At 71.0% G+C, this 17,939-nt stretch carries 18 protein-coding genes; 8 read left to right on the top strand and 10 right to left on the bottom strand.

The window, feature by feature from the left end; all coding sequences use genetic code 11:
• Positions 1–21: 21 nt before the first annotated feature.
• Positions 22–621 (bottom strand): TetR/AcrR family transcriptional regulator, encoded by a 600-nt coding sequence (locus tag HNR61_RS35540; protein WP_182847534.1) that lies wholly within the window; start codon positions 619–621, stop codon positions 22–24.
• A gap of 69 nt (positions 622–690) precedes the next feature.
• On the opposite strand from HNR61_RS35540, the gene HNR61_RS35535 reads away from it, so the two are divergent.
• On the top strand, positions 691–1,521 hold the full coding sequence (locus tag HNR61_RS35535) for a class I SAM-dependent methyltransferase (protein WP_182847533.1): 831 nt from the start codon (positions 691–693) through the stop codon (positions 1,519–1,521).
• On the opposite strand, the gene HNR61_RS35530 is transcribed toward HNR61_RS35535, so the two are convergent.
• From HNR61_RS35530 to eccD, 8 genes are all read right to left on the bottom strand, one after another.
• Positions 1,508–2,212, bottom strand: coding sequence for a hypothetical protein (locus HNR61_RS35530; RefSeq protein ID WP_220510198.1), 705 nt, complete (start codon positions 2,210–2,212; stop codon positions 1,508–1,510). The two genes, HNR61_RS35535 and HNR61_RS35530, sit on opposite strands and share 14 nt — an antisense overlap.
• A 159-nt stretch (positions 2,213–2,371) precedes the next feature.
• Positions 2,372–3,700 (bottom strand): S8 family serine peptidase, encoded by a 1,329-nt coding sequence (locus tag HNR61_RS35525; protein WP_182847531.1) that lies wholly within the window; start codon positions 3,698–3,700, stop codon positions 2,372–2,374.
• A gap of 100 nt (positions 3,701–3,800) precedes the next feature.
• The gene (locus tag HNR61_RS35520; RefSeq protein ID WP_182847530.1) at positions 3,801–4,994 is read right to left on the bottom strand and encodes a hypothetical protein; all 1,194 of its coding nucleotides are present in this window, start codon (positions 4,992–4,994) and stop codon (positions 3,801–3,803) included.
• Positions 4,995–5,026: 32 nt separating this feature from the next.
• Positions 5,027–5,401: a hypothetical protein gene (locus tag HNR61_RS35515; protein ID WP_182847529.1), complete on the bottom strand. Its 375-nt coding sequence runs from the start codon at positions 5,399–5,401 to the stop codon at positions 5,027–5,029.
• A 177-nt stretch (positions 5,402–5,578) separates the two neighbouring features.
• Complete coding sequence (locus HNR61_RS35510; protein WP_182847528.1) at positions 5,579–5,866, bottom strand: WXG100 family type VII secretion target; 288 nt, start codon at positions 5,864–5,866, stop codon at positions 5,579–5,581.
• 52 nt (positions 5,867–5,918) lie between these two features.
• Positions 5,919–6,239 (bottom strand): WXG100 family type VII secretion target, encoded by a 321-nt coding sequence (locus tag HNR61_RS35505; protein ID WP_182847527.1) that lies wholly within the window; start codon positions 6,237–6,239, stop codon positions 5,919–5,921.
• A 240-nt stretch (positions 6,240–6,479) separates the two neighbouring features.
• Positions 6,480–7,889, bottom strand: coding sequence for a type VII secretion protein EccB (eccB, locus tag HNR61_RS35500; protein ID WP_182847526.1), 1,410 nt, complete (start codon positions 7,887–7,889; stop codon positions 6,480–6,482).
• Between the two features lie 12 nt (positions 7,890–7,901).
• Positions 7,902–9,299, bottom strand: coding sequence for a type VII secretion integral membrane protein EccD (gene eccD, locus HNR61_RS35495; RefSeq protein ID WP_182847525.1), 1,398 nt, complete (start codon positions 9,297–9,299; stop codon positions 7,902–7,904).
• Between the two features lie 352 nt (positions 9,300–9,651).
• Between eccD and HNR61_RS35490 the strand changes: the two genes are divergently transcribed.
• The 7 genes from HNR61_RS35490 to HNR61_RS35460 all read left to right on the top strand — a co-directional run bounded on the left by HNR61_RS35490 (position 9,652) and on the right by HNR61_RS35460 (position 16,633).
• Positions 9,652–10,503 carry a YbaB/EbfC family nucleoid-associated protein gene (locus HNR61_RS35490; RefSeq protein WP_182847524.1) on the top strand — a complete coding sequence of 284 codons (852 nt, stop codon included), beginning with the start codon at positions 9,652–9,654 and terminating at the stop codon, positions 10,501–10,503.
• A gap of 14 nt (positions 10,504–10,517) precedes the next feature.
• Positions 10,518–10,844 (top strand): hypothetical protein, encoded by a 327-nt coding sequence (locus HNR61_RS35485; protein WP_182847523.1) that lies wholly within the window; start codon positions 10,518–10,520, stop codon positions 10,842–10,844.
• A gap of 4 nt (positions 10,845–10,848) precedes the next feature.
• Positions 10,849–11,340, top strand: a complete 492-nt coding sequence (locus HNR61_RS35480) for a WXG100-like domain-containing protein (RefSeq protein WP_182847522.1) — start codon at positions 10,849–10,851, stop codon at positions 11,338–11,340.
• Between the two features lie 84 nt (positions 11,341–11,424).
• Positions 11,425–11,901: a nucleotidyltransferase domain-containing protein gene (locus HNR61_RS35475; protein WP_182847521.1), complete on the top strand. Its 477-nt coding sequence runs from the start codon at positions 11,425–11,427 to the stop codon at positions 11,899–11,901.
• Between the two features lie 9 nt (positions 11,902–11,910).
• Complete coding sequence (locus tag HNR61_RS35470; protein ID WP_182847520.1) at positions 11,911–12,264, top strand: hypothetical protein; 354 nt, start codon at positions 11,911–11,913, stop codon at positions 12,262–12,264.
• A gap of 189 nt (positions 12,265–12,453) precedes the next feature.
• The gene (gene eccCa / locus HNR61_RS35465; protein WP_182847519.1) at positions 12,454–16,428 is read left to right on the top strand and encodes a type VII secretion protein EccCa; all 3,975 of its coding nucleotides are present in this window, start codon (positions 12,454–12,456) and stop codon (positions 16,426–16,428) included.
• 49 nt (positions 16,429–16,477) lie between these two features.
• Complete coding sequence (locus HNR61_RS35460; RefSeq protein WP_182847518.1) at positions 16,478–16,633, top strand: hypothetical protein; 156 nt, start codon at positions 16,478–16,480, stop codon at positions 16,631–16,633.
• A gap of 145 nt (positions 16,634–16,778) precedes the next feature.
• Here the strand turns inward: HNR61_RS35460 and HNR61_RS35455 are convergent, their stop codons facing one another.
• Positions 16,779–17,936: a S8 family serine peptidase gene (locus HNR61_RS35455; protein ID WP_182847517.1), complete on the bottom strand. Its 1,158-nt coding sequence runs from the start codon at positions 17,934–17,936 to the stop codon at positions 16,779–16,781.
• Between the last annotated feature and the right edge of the window lie 3 nt (positions 17,937–17,939).

Below are 17,939 nucleotides of genomic sequence, written 5' to 3'. Positions count from 1 at the left end.
CCCGGCCGGGGCCTTCGCCGTTCAGGCGCGCGGCTCGCGCAGGACGCCGGCGAGGACCGCGTGCACGGCCCTGCGCACGGCATCGGGTTCCGGCGGCTCGCCCGTCCGGTCGGCGAACATCAGGTGCCCGCCCCCGATCAGCGTGGGGGCCAGCACGTCGATGTCGGCGTCGGCGGCGATGCGGCCCAGCTCGCGTTCCCGGACGAGGTAGGAGGCGATCATCCCGGCGGCCTCCGTCACCAGCGGGATGCCGGCCGGCCGGACCTCGCGCAGCCGGGCGCGCAGGCCGTCCCGGGAGATGACGAGCCCGACGACCGCCACGACGACCGACCCGAACAGCTCGGTGAGCGCCCCGGTGAGGTTGTCGACGACCGTTCCGGTCCCGGCGGTGGCGCGCAGGAACGCGGCCCGGTCCTCGACGCGGGCGATGCGGTCCAGCACGAGTTCGGCCAGGAAGGCGTCGAAGTCGGCGAAGTGCCGGTGCAGGACGCCCTTGGCGCAGCCCGCCTCGGTCGTGACCGCCCGGCTGGTCAGCCCGCTCGGACCGTCCCGGAGCAGAACGCGTTCGGCCGCGGCGAACAGCCGCTGACGCACGTCCCGGATGGCCACCCCTGTCGGCACCGCACTCCCCCTCGCATTCCGTACACCTCCACTATCGACGAGTGGGCGGTTGCCCACTAGAGTGGGCGCATGCCCACTTCACGATCGGGAGACTCCCTGCCCCCCGAACCGCACCAGGCCCGGCAGTGGGCGGAGTCGTTCGGCTCGGACCCCGAGCGCTACGACCGCGCCCGCCCCCGCTACCCCGACGCCCTGCTGGAACGGCTCGTCGCCACCGCCCCCGGACCCGACGTGCTCGACGTCGGATGCGGCACCGGCATCGTCGCCCGGCAGCTCCGGGCGGCCGGCTGCCGGGTGCTCGGCGTCGAGGTCGACCCGCGCATGGCGGACCGGGCGCGCCGGGACGGGCTGGAGGTGGAGGTCGCGGCGTTCGAGTCCTGGGACCCCGCCGGCCGGACGTTCGACGCGGTCGTCTCCGGCCAGACCTGGCACTGGATCGACCCGGCGGCGGGCGCGGCCCGGGCGGCACGCGCGCTGCGGCCGGGCGGCCTGCTGGCGGCGTTCTGGAACGTGGGCGTCCCCTCCCCGGAGATCGCGGAGGGCTTCGCCGAGGTCGCGCGCCGGGTGGTGCCCGAGCTGCCGATGCTCCAGCAGACGGCCGCGTCCGCGCAGGCGTACACGGCGCTGCTGGACAAGGCGGCCGACGGGATCCGGCGGACGAACGCGTTCGGCGCCCCGGAGCGGTGGGAGTCCGGCTGGCGGCGTTCCTACACCCGCGACGAGTGGCTGGACCAGATCCCCACGAGCGGCTTCGCCGGACGGCTCGGCACCGAGAGGCTGCGGGAGATCCTGGCGGGCGCCGGCGAGGTCATCGACGCGGCGGGCGGCGGCTTCACGATGGACTACACGACGGTGACGATCGCCGCGATCCGCGCCGACGCCCCGGTCAGACCAGCTTGAGCGCGAACGGGAACGCGAGGACGAGCGGCGCCGTCTCCGGACGGACGTCCAGCTCGAACACGAGCTTCGCGCGCCGGTCCAGGTAACCGGCGACCGTGCCCTCCAGCAGCGCGATCCGCGCGCCGACGGGGTTCACGATCTCGAAGAAGCGGCCGCCCCGCACGTTCACGCCCGCCTCGACGGGCTCGGCGGCGGCCCGGGCGACGACGCGTCCGCCCTGCCCGACCATCTCGTAGGTCCGCCTGCTGGTCAGCGTGAGCGTGGGAGCGGGGCCGCCGGGGAAGAGCGGGGCGTCCGTGCGCTCCACCGCGCCGAGCCGCTCCCCGTTCGCGCCGGTGACGACGGCGAACCGGTCCCACTCCAGCGGGTCGTTCGCGGCCTGGGCGGGATGCTGGCCCGGCATGACCGACCGGGGATCGGCCTTGGGCCGGGCTTCGGCACGTTCCAAAGAGAACATCGGCCGCCCCTCGCCGTCCCGGACCTCCAGCACGACCCGCGCGGTGTCGCGCGGCACGGTCGGGTCCCCGTAGGGAGGCCCGTCATGGCCGCTCATGACCTTCTGCCACAGGCTCCGCCGCCCGCCCTCGGTCGGCACGCAGGAGGCGACCCTCCGCTGCCCGCCGTCCAGCAGTTCGTATCCCCAGGGCTGCTTCCGCCGGACGACGGTCAACTCCTCACCAGCACGTATCACGATGAAACATTCTCAGGGACCCGCCGGACCGCTTTGGCCACACCCCGACGCCCGCCCGCCTCCGCCTGACCGCTGAGGCCGGTGGCGGCGACCACAACGATGACCTCGGCCCGCTGCCGGCGGCCTACCGGACGTCCTTCTCCCAGGCCGCTCCGTTGGTCACCGGTCCTGCGGCGGATGGAACTGCGGCCGTCCGGGCGGAGGGGCCTGTGGCGCGCCCTGCGGCTGCTGCGGGAACCGCCCCGGCTGCGGCGGGTACTGCTGCCCGCCCTGCGGAGGATGGGGAGCACCGCCGAAACCGGCCGGGGGCATCCCCTGACCTGGCCCGGTGGCGGGCCGCGGCCCCTGGCGCTTCTTGCGCATCGCCATGAATCCGACGACGGCCACGGCGACCACGGCCGCGCCGCCGAGGCCGCCCAGGTAGGCGACGGCGTCCCAGGCGATCGGGGTCTCGATCTCCTTCAACGGCTTCTCGGCGTCCGGCCCGTGGTTCGCGGCCCACCGGTCGTACTCGTCGAACACCGGGTTCGCCGAGGTCTTCGGCACGTCGCCGATGAAGATCCGGTTGGGACGGATGATGCCGTAGCCGGTCCGGTCGTCCCTGCCCTTGGCGTCGATGTCCAGCGCGGAGGCGACGAGCTGGCGGACGACCTCGCGGTTCCTCATCTCCGGGTACCTGGACCGGATGAGCGCCACCATGCCGGCGGTCAACGCCGACGCCTGGCTGGTGCCGCTGAAGTACGGGTTGTGCTTGCCGTCGGGTCCGACACCGCCCGCTCGGACACCCGGAGCGGCGACCTTCACATAGGACTGCCGCTGGGTCTTCTCCCATGGCCGGAACTGCGGGTCCACAGATCCGACGGAAAGCACGCCCCTGCAGTTCGCCGGATGCATGGACTGGTTCGAGCCGTTCCCGTCGTTACCCGCACCCGCGACGACCACCGCGTCCTTGCTCAGGGCGTGGTGAACCGCTTGCTGCATGTCGATCGGGCACGCACCGGGAAGTGCCTGCGACAGGTTGATCACCTTCGCGCCGTGGTCGGCGGCGTAACGAATACCTTTTGCGATGGAGACGCTGGTCTGAGCGACGACCGGCAGGACCTTCGCCTCCGGCGCGACCCCCAGGAACCCGGACCTGCCGCCCTGCCCGACGATCAACGAGGCCATGTACGTGCCGTGGCCGGGCGAACCGAAGGCGGAGTTGTCGTCCGTGGTTCCGTTGCCGCTTCCGGTCTCGAAGTCGGTCCCCGGGGTGATCCTGCCCGTGAAGTCGGGGAGGCCGGCCTGGACACCGGTGTCGCTGAGCGCGACAGTGACCCCTTGGCCCTTGGACTTCGGCCAGAGCTTGTCGTTCACACCCCAGGTGGAGAACCACCACTGCCCGGCAAGCGGTTTGGCGTCCGCCGCAGCGGCACCCGGTGAAACCACCGCCCCCAGAACGGCCAGGGCCAAAGTCGATCGAACGACCGTCCGGCTCCACCGTCGCATCCGACACTCCTCGCTCATCGCGACAAACCTCGCTCACGGTACGGACGGGTCAGGGTATCCCTGACCCGTCCGTACCGTTCCCGCGTCACCGGATCCGGCGTCAGCCGATGACCGGGGGCGCGGTTTCGTCGTTACCGCCCCAGACGTCCTCGTCCTCGGTCAGCCAGGTGGAACGCTCGTGCTCGTTCTCCTGGCCGCCGGGGCCACCGGCGCCCGCGCCCATGGGCATTCCCATGCCCATGCCCATGCCGGCCCCGCCGTTCTTGCCGAACCCGGCGGCACCCGGGAAGGCACCGAAGCCGCCGCCGGGGCCGCCCGGAGGCATGCCCGGCATACCACCGGGGCCGCCCGGAGGCATGCCGCCGGGGCCACCACTGGGGGGGCCACCGCCGGGGCCGCCCGGAGGCATGCTCGACAGGTCGCCGCCCGGGCCCTTGGGCATGTTCGGGCCGTTGGGACCACCAGGTCCGTTCGGGCCGCCGGGGCCGTTCGGGTCGTTCGGGAACTTGGGCGGGTCGTTCGGGCCGTTGGGACCGTTAGGCCCGTTCGGACCGTTGGGGTCGGGCATCTTCGGGGGCTCCGGAGTGCCACCCGGACCGTTCGGGCCGCCAGGCGGGCCACCGGGAGGAGCGCCCCCACCCGGCATCTTCGGCGAACCGGGGGGCTTCCCGCCCGGGTCTGTCGGACCCGGCAGATCAGGATCCTGAATGCTCGGGTTCGGCATCTGCTGACGGATGTCGTCGGGGAAGTTGTCGTTGGTCGCCGTGGTGCCGTTGTTGATCCGCTCCATGGCGTCGCCCGCGCCCATGTTGCGGCCGAGGAACGAGCCCACCGCCGCCGGGGGGACGAGCTTGGACCAGTCCACGACCTCCTGCACCCACTTGGCGGTGGAGCTCTGCGAACCCCACGCCTGCTTCCAGCCCTCCTGCTGGGAGGCGTGGCTGGTCAGCGCCTGGCTGGTCTTGTAGCTCTTGTTGTAGATCTCGTTGGCCTGCCGGTAGGCCGTGTTCATCTCCTTCATCGCGGCCTGGGCGTCCTCGCCGCCCCAGACCTCGATGATCTGGTAGGCCTTCTTGTACAGCAGGTCGGCCGTGGTGTTGATACGCCGCGACAGGTTGCCGTACGTGTTACCCGCCGTGCGGACCCTGTCCGGCTCCATGCCGTCGACGATCTGCTGGAGCTTCGCGAACTGGTCCTCCCAGATCTTCAGCGAGTTCCAGCCGCCGATGCCCTGGTTGTCGCCGTGGATCTGGCCGTTGCGGATCGTGACGTTGTTGCTCTGACCCGTGGTCACCTAGCGCACCCCTCTCAAGTTCTCCGTGCCCGTCAGGTCGCGTAACGCTTGCCGCCGACGTTGTTGGCGGCCTTCTTGGCGTTGTCGTCGGCGTCGCGGTGGGTCTGGTTCGACCGGCGCAGCGCGTCGATGACCTTCTGGTACGACTGGAGGAACTGGTCGTAGGTGTTGCCAATGGCGTTCTGCGCGGTGTTGACCGTCATGTTCAGGCCCTGGCCGGCGCTGTAGTTGCCGATCGCCTTCTGGCCCGGCTTGGCGTTGTCCTCCAACGCCTCGACCAGCTTCTGGTTGCGCAGGTCGTCCAGGTCCTTCTGGAGCTGGTCGGCCAGGTCCTTCAGCTTGTCGTGGTCAACCTTGATCTCCTTGCCCGCGTCGGGCAGGCTACGGGGACGCTCGGGGGGTGCCATGTCTGCTCAACCTCCTGTCGGCCGATGCCGACTCAACAACTGTTCGGCCGTCCGAGAAGACGAGACGGCACGGTGACGACCGGATCCGGGATGCGGGACCGTCGAGTGGAACGGGCCCCGGTCGGTCAGCGCCGACCAAGGCCCGTTCCGCTACCTCCAGCACCCTGGAAAGGGGCGTCAGCCCCAGATGCCGGTGTTGGCGCGCTCAGCCGCCTGGTAGTTGTCGTGGGCGTCGCGGATGGCGACACCGAGCTGCGCCACGACGTTCTGCATGTCCTTGGCGGCGGTGTCCCACTCCTTCTGGAAACGCCAGTACGCCTCCTGCGCACCGCCCTCCCACTGGTTCAGCTTGGTCTTGAGCTTGCCCTCAAGGTCGCTCAGCTCGTCCATGAGCGCGCGCGCGGCCTGGGTGAACTGGGCCTCCCCCTCGGTCAGACCGCCGAAGTTTGCCCTCATGTAGCTCATGTGTCTCTCCTTTGTCCAGCCTGGTTCACCGGGTCGTCGGAAGGCGGCCGGGTCAGGTGCGGCCGTTGAGCAGGGCCTGAACCTTGTTCACGGCCTGCTCGGACATCTCTTCCTTGGACTCGTAGGTGATCTTGGTCTGGACCAGGCTCTGGTGCATGCCCTCCAGAGCCCGCAGCACCTTGGTGAAGTCCTCGTTGAAACGGTTGAACACCGTCTCGAAGGCCATGGAGGCGTTGCCCTCCCAGGCCGAGCGGACCTGCTGCTTGTGCCCATCGAGCTGGGTCTGCAGGCCCTTGATGATGTTCGCGGAAGCGTCAATGTCCTCCGCGGCCTGCTTCATTGCCGCTCTGTCGACGGCGGACTGCTGCGTCATCCGTCACCTCCAGTGACTCGTCGTGCCATGACCCGCGGGAAACGATCTGGGCAGAGGCGCCGGGTCTTTCACGCCAAGCCCCCGGTCCGGCGGCACGAGGACCCCTGTGGCCGAGTGGGCGGGGGGTCGCGCCGCAGGGTCCCATCACACTAAAGGGCCTGGTCGCAAGGTGTCCATCGATTCCCTGGCGTATCAGACGCATCAGCATTCACCCTGGTTCAGCCCTTTTCGATCGATTTTTCAGCTCCCCGCCTGGGTGGTCAGGGGCAGGTTGATCGAGACCTTGTCGGGGTCCAGCGGCTGCCCTTGTGCGATGAGGTCCAGAACCCCGGCGGGCACCTTGGCGGCGTCGCCGGGAAGGGTGTAGCCGAGCTTCCCGGCGGTCTCCGGGTTCTTGATCGGGAACCGCTTGCCCTCGGCCACCAGGTAGTAGGTGTCCACCTTGTCGGCCTTGCCGGGGCTGGGGACGCGGCCCGCGACCGACGCGCTGCCGGGCGGGAACACGAGCTGGTCCGCGCCGGTCGGCTGCGGGCCGGGCGGCGGGGTCGGCAGCGTCCCGCCGATCGTCAGCTTGGCGTCGGAGTTGCCCGTGGGGTCGTCGTAGACGGCGCACAGCGGGCTGTTCTCCTTGTAGGTGGCCAGCGACGGGGCCTTGCCGTCCAGGCGCTGGTCGCGGACCTGCTGCGTGGACTGCCCCAGCTGGCCGACCTGGCTGGTGTCGATCTGAACGGGCACGGGACGCTGGTTGCCGTACGCCTTCCAGGTGCCGCGGTCGGCCAGCATCAGGTCCCGCTGGATCGGGGTGAGCGGGGCGAGGCCGTCCTTGCGCAGCACGTACGCGGTCTGGCCGCCGGACGAGGTCTTCACCTCGAAGACCCGGCCGACCTGGGCCTTGCCGTTGGGGCCCGCGGCGGGCTGGCCGAGGTCGGGGATCTCCGGCGGGGCGAAGTTGGGGCCCTGGGTGACCGAGTCCAGCCACTTGCCGGAGATCTGGACGGGTGTCGCGCCGAGCGTGATGAGCGCCGACTGCGACATGAGCATCCGCTGGTTGCGCCAGATCAGCCAGTTCTGGCCGTCGGCCTGCACGACGACCGCCTGGTCGTCGCGCATCCGGGTGCCGCCGACGCCGCGGCCCGCCATCAGCGTCACCAGCGACTGGCGGCCCGTCGAGGTGCCGTCGACGGCGCGCACGCACACCGACCACGGGCCGCGGGTGAGCTTCTTGCGGTCGGGCAGCGTGTTCGGCGCGCCCGGGATGCCGATCATCGGGCCGCGTTCGTACTTCGACAGCGAGTTGGTGGAGACGGTGCGCCGGCTCTTGGTGTCGGCGCCGGCGACCAGCCGGGCCGACACGTAGTTGGTGACCGGGCAGAGCTTGCCGTCCTGGCACCACACGTAGCGGGCGCCGGTCTCCTTCTCCACGATCAGCATGCCGGCCTTCTCCAGGCCCTTGGCCCCGCCGGGCCGGATGATGCCGAAGATCCCGCACGCCGCGCAGACCAGGATGGCGATCATGACGCCGCTGAACCCGGCGATGTTCATCCGGCGCAGCGGCAGTTCGGGGTTGTCGGGCTCCCCGGAGATCAGCGCGAGCGAGGCGCGCTGGGTCATCAGCCGGTGCGCCTGGAGCAGGTCCTTGCGTGTCTGCACTGGCCTCTCCCCCTAACCGGCCAGGCCGCGCATGAAGCCGAACAGGCCGCACAGCCCGAGGGCCAGCGGCACCAGCGCCACCATCAGCAGCATTTCGAGGATGTCGGCCGCGCGGCCCCAGAACGGCGAGGGCCGGTTGCCCGGCAGCCACAGGCCGACGCCCAGGAACGTCCCGCCGATCGCCAGGACCGGCAGCAGCGCGCCGACGACCATCATGATCTGCGAGCCGCCCGCGGCCAGGCCCAGGGCGAGGATGCCGAGGCCGAGCACGCCCGGCACCAGCAGCGCCAGCCGCTGGATCCGGCCGCGGAACAGCCGGGAGCGCAGCAGCATCAGCGTCGAGATGACCCCGGCGGTGACGGGGCCGAGCCAGCCGTCGGCGAACGCGGCGGGCAGCAGCCCGAGGAACCCGACGATGCCGAGCCCCACGGTGAACCCGGTGATGAACCGGTCGGCCAGGCCGGTGCGGGTGAGCACCTGCCTGCCGTCCACCATGATCGTGTCGCGGCGGAGGTCCTCGGCGCTCTGCGGCACCGGCGGCAGCGTGACCTTGGAGAACCGGAACGCCAGCGTCGGGGTGAGCGGCGTCAGCATCATCGCCACGGCCACCGCGACGGTGGCGATGCCGGTCGGCGACAGGTCGTCGAACAGCAGCGCGACGCCGGACCCGGCGGCGCCGAGCGCGCCGCCCACGACCGTGCCCCAGAAGATCGTCGCGCCTTCCTTGATCCCGACCAGGGCGATCATCGCGACGAGCACGACCGCGCCGAACCCGGCCAGCGCGTGCAGCGGGCCGAGGTCGGCCAGCGCGGTGCCGCGCGCCGGGGCCAGCAGCCCGGCCAGGAACGCGTGCGGGAACGCCGAGAAGGCGAGCACCGTTCCGGCCTGCCGGTCCCCGGACGCGCGGGACACCGACACCGAGGCGATCATCAGCAGCAGGGCGACGACGCCGGCGCACACCGCCGGGACGATCCACGACGGCCCGGACAGCAGCAGCACGAGGGCGGCGAAGGCGGACGACCCGGCCGCGACCGAGAGCGCGAAGTTGCGGGTCCACTCGGGCCGCCAGCGGTCGCGGCGGTCGTTGACGGCGGTGGCGACCACGTCGGCGACGTCGTCGAACGCCAGCTCCGGAAGCTGCGACATCCCGGGGCGCAGGTAGAGCATCTCGCCGTCGCGGAGCCCGGCCTGCGCGGGGGTCGTCGCCCCGTCGAAGGGGGCCTCGTCGAGCCGTTGCAGCACCCATCCGCCGTGCGCGAGTCCGGCGTCGGCCATCTGGTTGCCCGAGTAGTGCAGGATCGCCGGGAAGAGCTGGGCGAACGGCACGTGAGCGGGAAGCGAGATGTCGATGCGGCGCTTGGGAGCCACCACCGTGACCCGGCACAGCTCTGCCCCGGTGACTGTTGCCACAGTTCTCCCTCACAAGTACACCTGTGGTCCCAAGGACCGTCCCATCACGGGAGGAAACCGTAACAACATAGACGTTCAGTCAAGTCGTGGGTAACAAGCTGTGACGCTCCACACGCCCTGGTCACGCCCTCCCACCCGCGGTATGCGCGCGCGGCACGGCCCGCGCCCCCTGAATCGGACGGCGCTGGAACCACCGGGCCCTCCCGCGAGTCAGAGTCACCGGCAAGCACACCCGGCGGGGAGCCGAACCGGTCTGTCTACCCGCGGGGAACGCCCTGAATCCATTGATCACGCGTTTCCTGCACGGTTCGATACAGTTCCTCCCGCCTGGCGACCGACTCGGGGAGCAGGGATGTGGAAGGACGACGAACCGGACGACGGTGACGACGTCCCGTTCGAGCAGCGGCTGGCCGAGGCGCGCCGGGAGCTGGGCGACGCCCTCACCGCCCGCGAACCCGTGACCGCGCGCTCGGAGACCCCTCCGGTGCGCGGCGAGGGCGAGGCCGCCGAGGGACGGGTGCGCGCCGTGGCCGTCAGCGGCGGCCGCCTGGAGTCGCTCGAACTCGACCCGCGCGTGCTCCGGCTCCCGCCCGGCGAGATCGGCGCCTGCATCGCCGCCGCCGTGAACGCCGCGCTGGACGACGTGCGCGGCAAGGTCACCAGCGATCCCGCCGACAGCGCGGTCGACCCCGCCACGCTGCTGCGACGGCTCGGCGAGGTCCAGAACGAGGGGCTGCGCCGGCTCGGCGTCATGATGCGCGGCCTCGACGAGGCGCTGGCCGGGATCCAGGACCGCGCCCACGTCGGCGACCACGCCCCGCTCCCCGACCTGGAGGGGCTGGTCGGGCAGGTGGGGCGGCTGGCCGGTCCGGCGGGCCCGAGCGGCGGCCGCGCCCCGGCCGTCGGCACCGCCGCCGACGGCGAGGTCCGGGTCACCGTCTCCGGCGGCGGCCTCGTCGAGGCGGTCGAGCTCACCGAACGCGCCGTGCGGCAGGGGTCGCACGCCCTGGCCGCGCACGTGGTCACCGCCGGGAACGCGGCCCTGGCCGAGGCGCGCGCGAACGCCCTCGACGCCACCGCCGCGCTCGGCCCCCACGAGATGGCCGAGCAGGTCCGCCGCATCCAGGACCAGAGCCTGGAGCAGTTCTCCTCCTTCACCCGCTCCCTCACGTCGCTGATGAACGGCGTCGAGAAGCGCTCCTAGAAAGGGACCGTCCCATGGCTCCTGAACTGGACGTCGACCCGAAGGTGATCAAGCGGGGCGGTGAGGGCATCCACTCCGCCGCCCAGCGCCTGCGCTCCGAGTGGCAGGCGTTCCAGGGCGAGCTCCAGGGGCACGGCGAGCCCTGGGGCGGCGACATGATCGGCATGCTGATCGGCGGCTGCTACGGCGCGATCTACGAGGCGGCCGTGGAGTGCATCGAGAGCAACATCGACGGGCTCAAGGACTACGCCGACGGCACCGTGGAGATGGCCTCGGTGTACTTCCAGGCCGAGGACGGCTCCACGGTCGAGGTCAACCGCGTCCGGCAGATGCTGGGGTGACCCGATGGGACTGAAACTGTCCGGGGAACTGGTCTCCGTGCTCGGGATGCTCGGTTACGACTGGCCCGAGACCGACGAGGAGAAGCTGTTCGGGATGGCCGGGTCCTGGTTCGGCTTCGCCGGGCGCCTGGGCGCGCCCGTGGGCGAGGCGCAGGACCACGCCGCCAAGGTGTGGAGCCAGAAGGGCGAGGGCCTGGAGGCGTTCCGCCGCAAGTGGACCGGCGAGGACGCCCCCGCCGAGGCCCTCACGGACGCGGGCACCGCCGCGATGCTCATCGGGGCCGGGCTGACCATCTGCGCGGTCGTGGTCCTCATGCTGAAGATCTATGTGATCATCCAGCTCGTCCTGCTGCTGTTCCAGATCATCCAGGCCATCGCCTGGGCCGGGCCGACGTTCGGCGCCTCGCTGTCCTGGATCCCGATCGCGAAGTTCATCGCCTCGGTCGTCATCGACCAGCTCATCGACATGACCGTCGAGTCGATCCTCAACGGCTGACGGCCACCACCCCACCGAACCGACCGCGGACGGAGAGCGTTGGTCAGGAGCAGAAGCAGGGGAGCGGGCGGGAGAGGCGGGAACATGGGCCTTTTCCGCCCCATTGCCAACTGGCTGAAGAAAATGCCCGCCGACCGGCACCCCGTCCGGCGCGTCCCCCAGGGGTTCACCGATCGGGAATTCCGCAAGTTCGCCCGGAACATTCGACAGCTACAGCGCCAGGCGGGGCTTCCCAAGGGCGACCTCATCCTGCACGGCAGCCGTATCAAGGGAACTGCGCGCACGAACTCCGACATCGATATCGCGCTGCGCGTCGACAGGAGGGACTTCTTCAACCTGGCCGAACGCGCCCTGGCCAGAGCCCCGCTGGGCACCCGGCTGCGGAAGAGCATGCTGCGCCGGTTCAACGAGAACGGCCAGATCGCGTCCTTCGACCTGGGCTCCGATTTCCAAAAACTCCGCCGCGAACTCCTCGACTCGAATTCGCCGGTGAAGGTGCAATTCTCGGTGCTGTTGAAGGGTGGTAAGCTCGACAACGGTCCATCACTTCCCATCCAGTAGGAGCAACAAGTGGAGCGCGCCCTTCAGTTTCTGGTGATGCTGGACGGCCCCACCGACGAACGCCGGATCCTGGACGCGGTGCGGCAGGCGTTCCCCGACGCGACCCCGGTGAAGTCGAACTCCTGCGACCTGCGCGGGAACTGGCTGGAGGCCTGGACCAACGAGGACCACGACCCGCGCCTGGCCGCCGACGGCGACGACGAGGACGCCTTCCTCTACTTCCGCTGGCGCGTGGAGGTCACCCCCATGGCCGACGGGATCACCGAGGACGACCAGGTGGCGCTCGCCAAGGGCCTGGTCGCCTGCTTCACCGCCAGCGGCTGGACCCCGATCGTCGCCGCCGCCTTCGAGGACCGCGTCTGACGGGCCGCGCCTGACGGGCCGCGGGCCCGGCCCGCGTTCCGCGCCCTCCCGCTGCCGCCGGTCGACCTGCGACGACGGGAGATCGGTCACTGAGCGTGATAACACCCACAACGCGGGTAATTGATCCTTCTTGTCCGTAAGATGGCGCACTGCGAATTCGTGACGCCCACCCGAGGGGAGCCCGTTCCAGTGAGCACCATCCTGGTTCGGCGGAAGGAACGCCGCAGGCCACCGGAGATGCCGCGCGGTGAGATCCTGCTGGAGTCTCCGCCGGAGCTGCCCGAGGTGGTCAGCGACGGGTTCCGGAACGTGCTGACCATGCTGCCGATGGCGGCCGGCACGGGCTCGATGGCGTTCATGTTCCTCAACCCCAACTCCAACCCGCTGCAGATGGTCGCGGGCGGGATGATGGGCCTGTCGATGTTCGGCATGATGTTCAGCCAGATGGGCCAGCGCAGCGGTGAGCGCAAGTCCAAGCTGAACTCCGAACGCCGCGACTACCTGCGTTACCTCGGGCAGGTCCGGACCAAGGTCCGCAAGGCCGCCTCCCAGCAGCGCGAGGCCCTGGAGTGGTACAACCCCGACCCGTCGCGGCTGTGGTCGATCGCGATGAGCTCCCGGCTGTGGGAGCGGCGTCCCGAGGACGGCGACTTCGGGCAGGTGCGGATCGGCGCCGGCCCGCAGAAGCTCGCGGTGCAGCTGATCGCGCCGGAGACCAAGCCGGTGGAGGACCTGGAGCCGATGAGCGCGGGCGCGCTGCGCCGGTTCATGCGGACCCACTCGACGGTCCCGGCGCTGCCGGTGGCGATCAACCTGCGGTCGTTCTCCCGGATCTTCCTGTCCGGCGACGGCAACGCCTCCCGCGCGATGGTGCGGGCCCTGCTGATGCAGGCGGCGGCGTTCCACTCCCCCGACGACCTGCGGATCAGCGTGTGCACCTCGCAGGAGCAGCTCGCCCACTGGGACTGGATGAAGTGGCTGCCGCACACCCTGCACCCGACCGAGTACGACGCCGCCGGCCAGGTCCGGCTGATCACGCCGACGATGACCGAGCTGGAGGCGCTGCTCGGCCAGGAGGTCAAGGACCGCGCCCGCTTCGTGGCCGGACGGCCGCCGGGTGAGCTGCCGCTGCACCTGATCGTCATGGACGGCGGCATGGCGTCCTACGACTCGCAGATCGCCGCCGACGGCATCGAGGGCGTGTGCGTCATCGACCTCGGACAGACGGTGAACACCACCAGCGAGGCGGGCACCCTCCGGCTGAACGTCACGCCGGAGAAGGTCCACATGCTCAAGAAGGACCGCACCGGCAAGGACGTCCCGACGTCGATCGGCAAGCCCGACCGGGTGGCGGTCCCGCAGGCCGAGGCGCTGGCCCGGCAGCTCTCGCCGTTCCGCACCAGCACCCAGGAGACCTCCGACGAGGTCGACCTGCTGGCGGCGAACATGACGCTGACGTCGCTGCTGGGCGTCGACGACGTCTACCACGTCGACCCCGCGCAGGTGTGGCGGCCGCGGGCCCAGCGCAACCGCTTCCGGGTACCGATCGGCCTGGACTCCGAGGGCCGCCCGATCGAGCTGGACATCAAGGAGTCCGCGCAGGGCGGCATGGGCCCGCACGGCCTGTGCATCGGCGCGACCGGTTCCGGCAAGTCGGAGCTGCTGCGCACGCTGGTGCTGGGCCTGGCGATGACGCACTCGCCGGACATCCTGAACTTCGTCCTGGTGGATTTCAAGGGCGGCGCGACGTTCCTGGGGATGGAGGGCCTCCAGCACGTCTCGGCCATCATCACCAACCTGGAGGACGAGCTCCCCCTGGTCGACCGCATGTACGACGCGCTGCACGGCGAGATGGTGCGGCGGCAGGAGTACCTGCGGCAGATGGGCAACTACGCCTCGCTGCGCGACTACGAGAAGGCCCGCCTCGACGGCGCGGACCTGCCGCCGATGCCGACGCTGTTCCTGGTGCTGGACGAGTTCTCCGAACTGCTGTCGGCCAAGCCGGACTTCGCCGAGCTGTTCGTGATGATCGGACGGCTGGGGCGTTCGCTGGGCGTGCACCTGCTGCTGGCCTCGCAGCGCCTTGAGGAGGGCAAGCTGCGGGGTCTGGACACGCACCTGTCGTACCGGATCGGCCTGCGGACGTTCTCGGCGATGGAGTCGCGGGTCGTGCTGGGCGTTCCCGACGCCTACGAGCTGCCGCCCCAGCCCGGTAACGGCTACCTGAAGTTCGCGACCGAGCCGATGGTGCGGTTCAAGGCCGCCTACGTGTCCGGCCCGGTGGACGAGAGGCCCCAGCAGCAGAGCCCCGGCAAGCAGAACGCCCAGATGGCGATGCAGGTCGTGCCCTACATGTCGGGCTACATCCGGCCGCAGATCGTCGAGGAGCCGAAGGCGCCGGAGCCCACTCCGGAGGAGAACAAGAACCGGGCGTCGCTGTTCGACGTCGTGGTGGGCCAGCTCGCCGCGCACGGCGCGCCCGCGCACCAGATCTGGCTGCCGCCGCTGGACGAGGCCCCGCCGCTGAACGAGATGCTGCCGCCGCTGTCGGTCACCCCCGAGCACGGTCTCACCACCGCCGGATGGGAGGGCCGCGGCAAGCTGTACGCGATGGCCGGGATCGTCGACAAGCCGTTCCACCAGCGGCGCGACCCGTACTGGCTGGAGCTGTCGGGCGGTAGCGGCCACATCGGCATCGCGGGCGGCCCGCAGAGCGGCAAGTCCACCGCGATCCGCACGCTGATGGCGTCGCTGGCGCTCACCCACACCCCGCAGGAGGTGCAGTTCTACTGCCTGGACTTCGGTGGTGGCGCGCTGGCGGCGATGGCCGGGCTGCCGCACGTCGGCGGCATCGCCAACCGCCTGGACGCCGACCGCGTCCGCCGCACCGTCGCCGAGGTCTCCACCCTGCTGGAGAACCGCGAACGCGAGTTCGCCGAGCGCGGCATCGACGGCATGGCCACCTACCGCCGCCTGCGCGCCTCCGGCGAGTACCACGGTGACGGCTACGGCGACGTGTTCCTGGTCGTGGACAACTGGCTGACGCTGCGCCAGGACTACGAGCAGATGGAGGACACGATCACCCAGCTCGCCGCGCGCGGGCTGAGCTACGGCATCCACATCATGGCCGCCTCCAACAAGTGGACCGAGTTCCGCACCAACATCCGCGACCTGCTCGGCACCAAGCTGGAGCTGCGGCTCGGCGACCCCTACGAGTCGGAGATCGACCGCAAGCTCGCCGACAACGTCCCGGAGAACCGTCCGGGCCGCGGCGTGTCGCGCGACGGGTTCCACTTCCTGACCGCGCTGCCGCGCATCGACGGCGGCGGCGCCGGCGACTCGCTCAACGACGGCATCCAGAAGATGTGCCGGATGATCGCCGAGAACTGGAAGGGCCCCCGGGCCCCGCAGGTGCGGATGCTGCCGGACGTCCTGCCCGCCACGCAGCTGCCGACCCCGGCCGAGACCGGCATGCGCATCCCGATCGGCATCGACGAGGACACCCTCAGCCCGGTCTACCTGGACTTCACCACCGACCCGCACTTCCTGGCGATCGGCGACGCCGAGTGCGGCAAGTCCAACCTGCTGCGGCACATCACCACCGGCATCACCAGCCGGTACACGCCCGAGCAGGCCCGGATCATCTTCATCGACTACGGCCGTTCGCTGCTGGACGTGGCCAACACCGAGCACCAGATCGGCTACGCGGCCTCCGCCCCGGCGGCGGCGTCGCTGGTCAACGACATCCGCGGCGCGATGATGGAGCGTCTGCCCCCGGCCGACCTGACCCCGGACCAGCTGCGTTCGCGGTCCTGGTGGACGGGCGCGGAACTGTTCCTGATCATGGACGACTACGAGATGATCGCCACGTCGGACAACCCGCTGCGCCCGCTGGTGGAGCTGCTGCCGCAGGCCCGCGACATCGGCCTGCACATCATCCTGGCCCGCGCGATGGGCGGTGCGGGACGCGGCATGTACGACCCGGTCATCACCAAGGTCAAGGAGATGGCGTCGCCGGGCCTGCTGATGTCGGGCGACAAGGACGAGGGCATGCTGATCGGCAACGTCAAGCCGCACAAGCTGCCCGTCGGCCGCGGCTACCACGTCGACCGCCGCACCGGCACCCGCCTGATCCAGACCGCCTACCGCGGCGACGACCAGTAGTCCGCGTCCGGCGCGGTTCGCCGTCCCGCCCCTCTCCGGGAAAGGGACGGTGAACCGCGGCGCGATGCCCGCCGCCTCTCCCGATCCGCTCCCGCGACCGCAGGGTCGCCACGACCGCCATCGCCGCGAGGACTCCAGGCAGGTCGAGATCGGCTACAGGGCGCCGTCGGTCTACGTCGTCCCCGACAAGCAGCCGCCCGCCTGACATGTTCCGACCGGGACACCCTGGCGGGGACGTTCGGCTGCTGCCCCACGGAACGTTCCCGGGCGGCATCGTCCGCGCGCCGGCCGTGGCGGTCGCGTTCGGCGCGGTGTGCGCCGTCGCCGGGCGGCGCGCGGCCGTCCGGCGGTCACCGCGCGGCGCGGCGGCGGGCGGCCGGGATGACCAGGGCTCCCACGCCCACGCCGGCCGCGGCGACGAGGGTCACTCCGGCGATCGAGAACGCAAGGATCTTGCCCACCCTGTCCTCCTTGGGCGGCCGCATCAGGGCGACCTTCTGGGGGGCCGAGGCGACCGGGGCCTGCTTGCCGACGTTGACGGTGGTCACGGCGCGCTGGATGTTGATGACGCCCGAGCCGGTGCCCTGGGTGGTCGCGCCGTCGGCGGTTCGCTCGATCTGCTGCTTGACCTGCTGGTAGGTCCACCGGGGGTGGTAGGCGCGGACCAGCGCGGCGGCTCCGGCGGCGAACGGGGCGGCCTGGCTGGTGCCGTCCTTGACGTAGTAGGCGCCGCCGGGCCAGGTGCTGACGATCTGCTGGCCGGGGGCGGTGACGGCGACGGTGGAGTTCCGGTTGGAGAACGTCGTCAGCGAGCCGTCCTGGTTCAGCGCGCCCACCGCGAGCACGCCGGGGTAGCTGGCGGGGTAGGCCGGGCGCTGGCTGTTCGAGCGGTCCTCGCGGATGTTGCCGGCCGCCGCGACGATGAGCACGTTGCGCGACTGGGCGTACTCCACCGCCGCCCTGAGGGCCGCGTAGTCGGTGGACTGGACCGACAGGTTGATGACCTTCGCGCCGAGGTCGGTGGCCTTGCGGATCGCCTTGGGGAACCAGCCGGGGTCGCCGACCTGCCCGCCGGTCGCCGCCTTGACCGAGATGAGCTGCGCTTCGGGCGCGACCCCGACCAGGGGGACCCCCTGCCCGCGCAGGTCCTTGGCGCCGATGATGCCCGCCAGGTGGGTGCCGTGGCCCACGCAGTCGGTCAGGCCGGTGCCGGTGACGTCGTAGGCCGCCACCCGGCCGCGCAGCTGGGGGTGGTTGACGTCGACGCCGCTGTCGACGATGGCGATCTTGACGCCCTTGCCGCGGCTCAGCTCCCAGGCCTCGGTGAAGTTCATCCGCTCCTGGCCCCAGAGCTGCTTGGGCAGCGCGGACTTCTGGTAGCCCGTCGACTCCAGCGGGTTCTGGCACTTGCCCTTGGCCGGGGCCGCCTGCGCCACGGGTGCCGGGAGGACGGCCAGCGTCCCCAGTGCGACGGCCGCCACGCCCGCCGACAGTCTCGCTCCGCGCAAGGT

It is taken from the genome of Actinomadura kijaniata, assembly GCF_014138665.1.
Classification (GTDB): Bacteria; Actinomycetota; Actinomycetes; order Streptosporangiales; family Streptosporangiaceae; genus Spirillospora; species Spirillospora kijaniata.
Note: the sequence above shows the minus strand (reverse complement) of the source record. Positions and strands in the feature narration are given on the sequence as shown.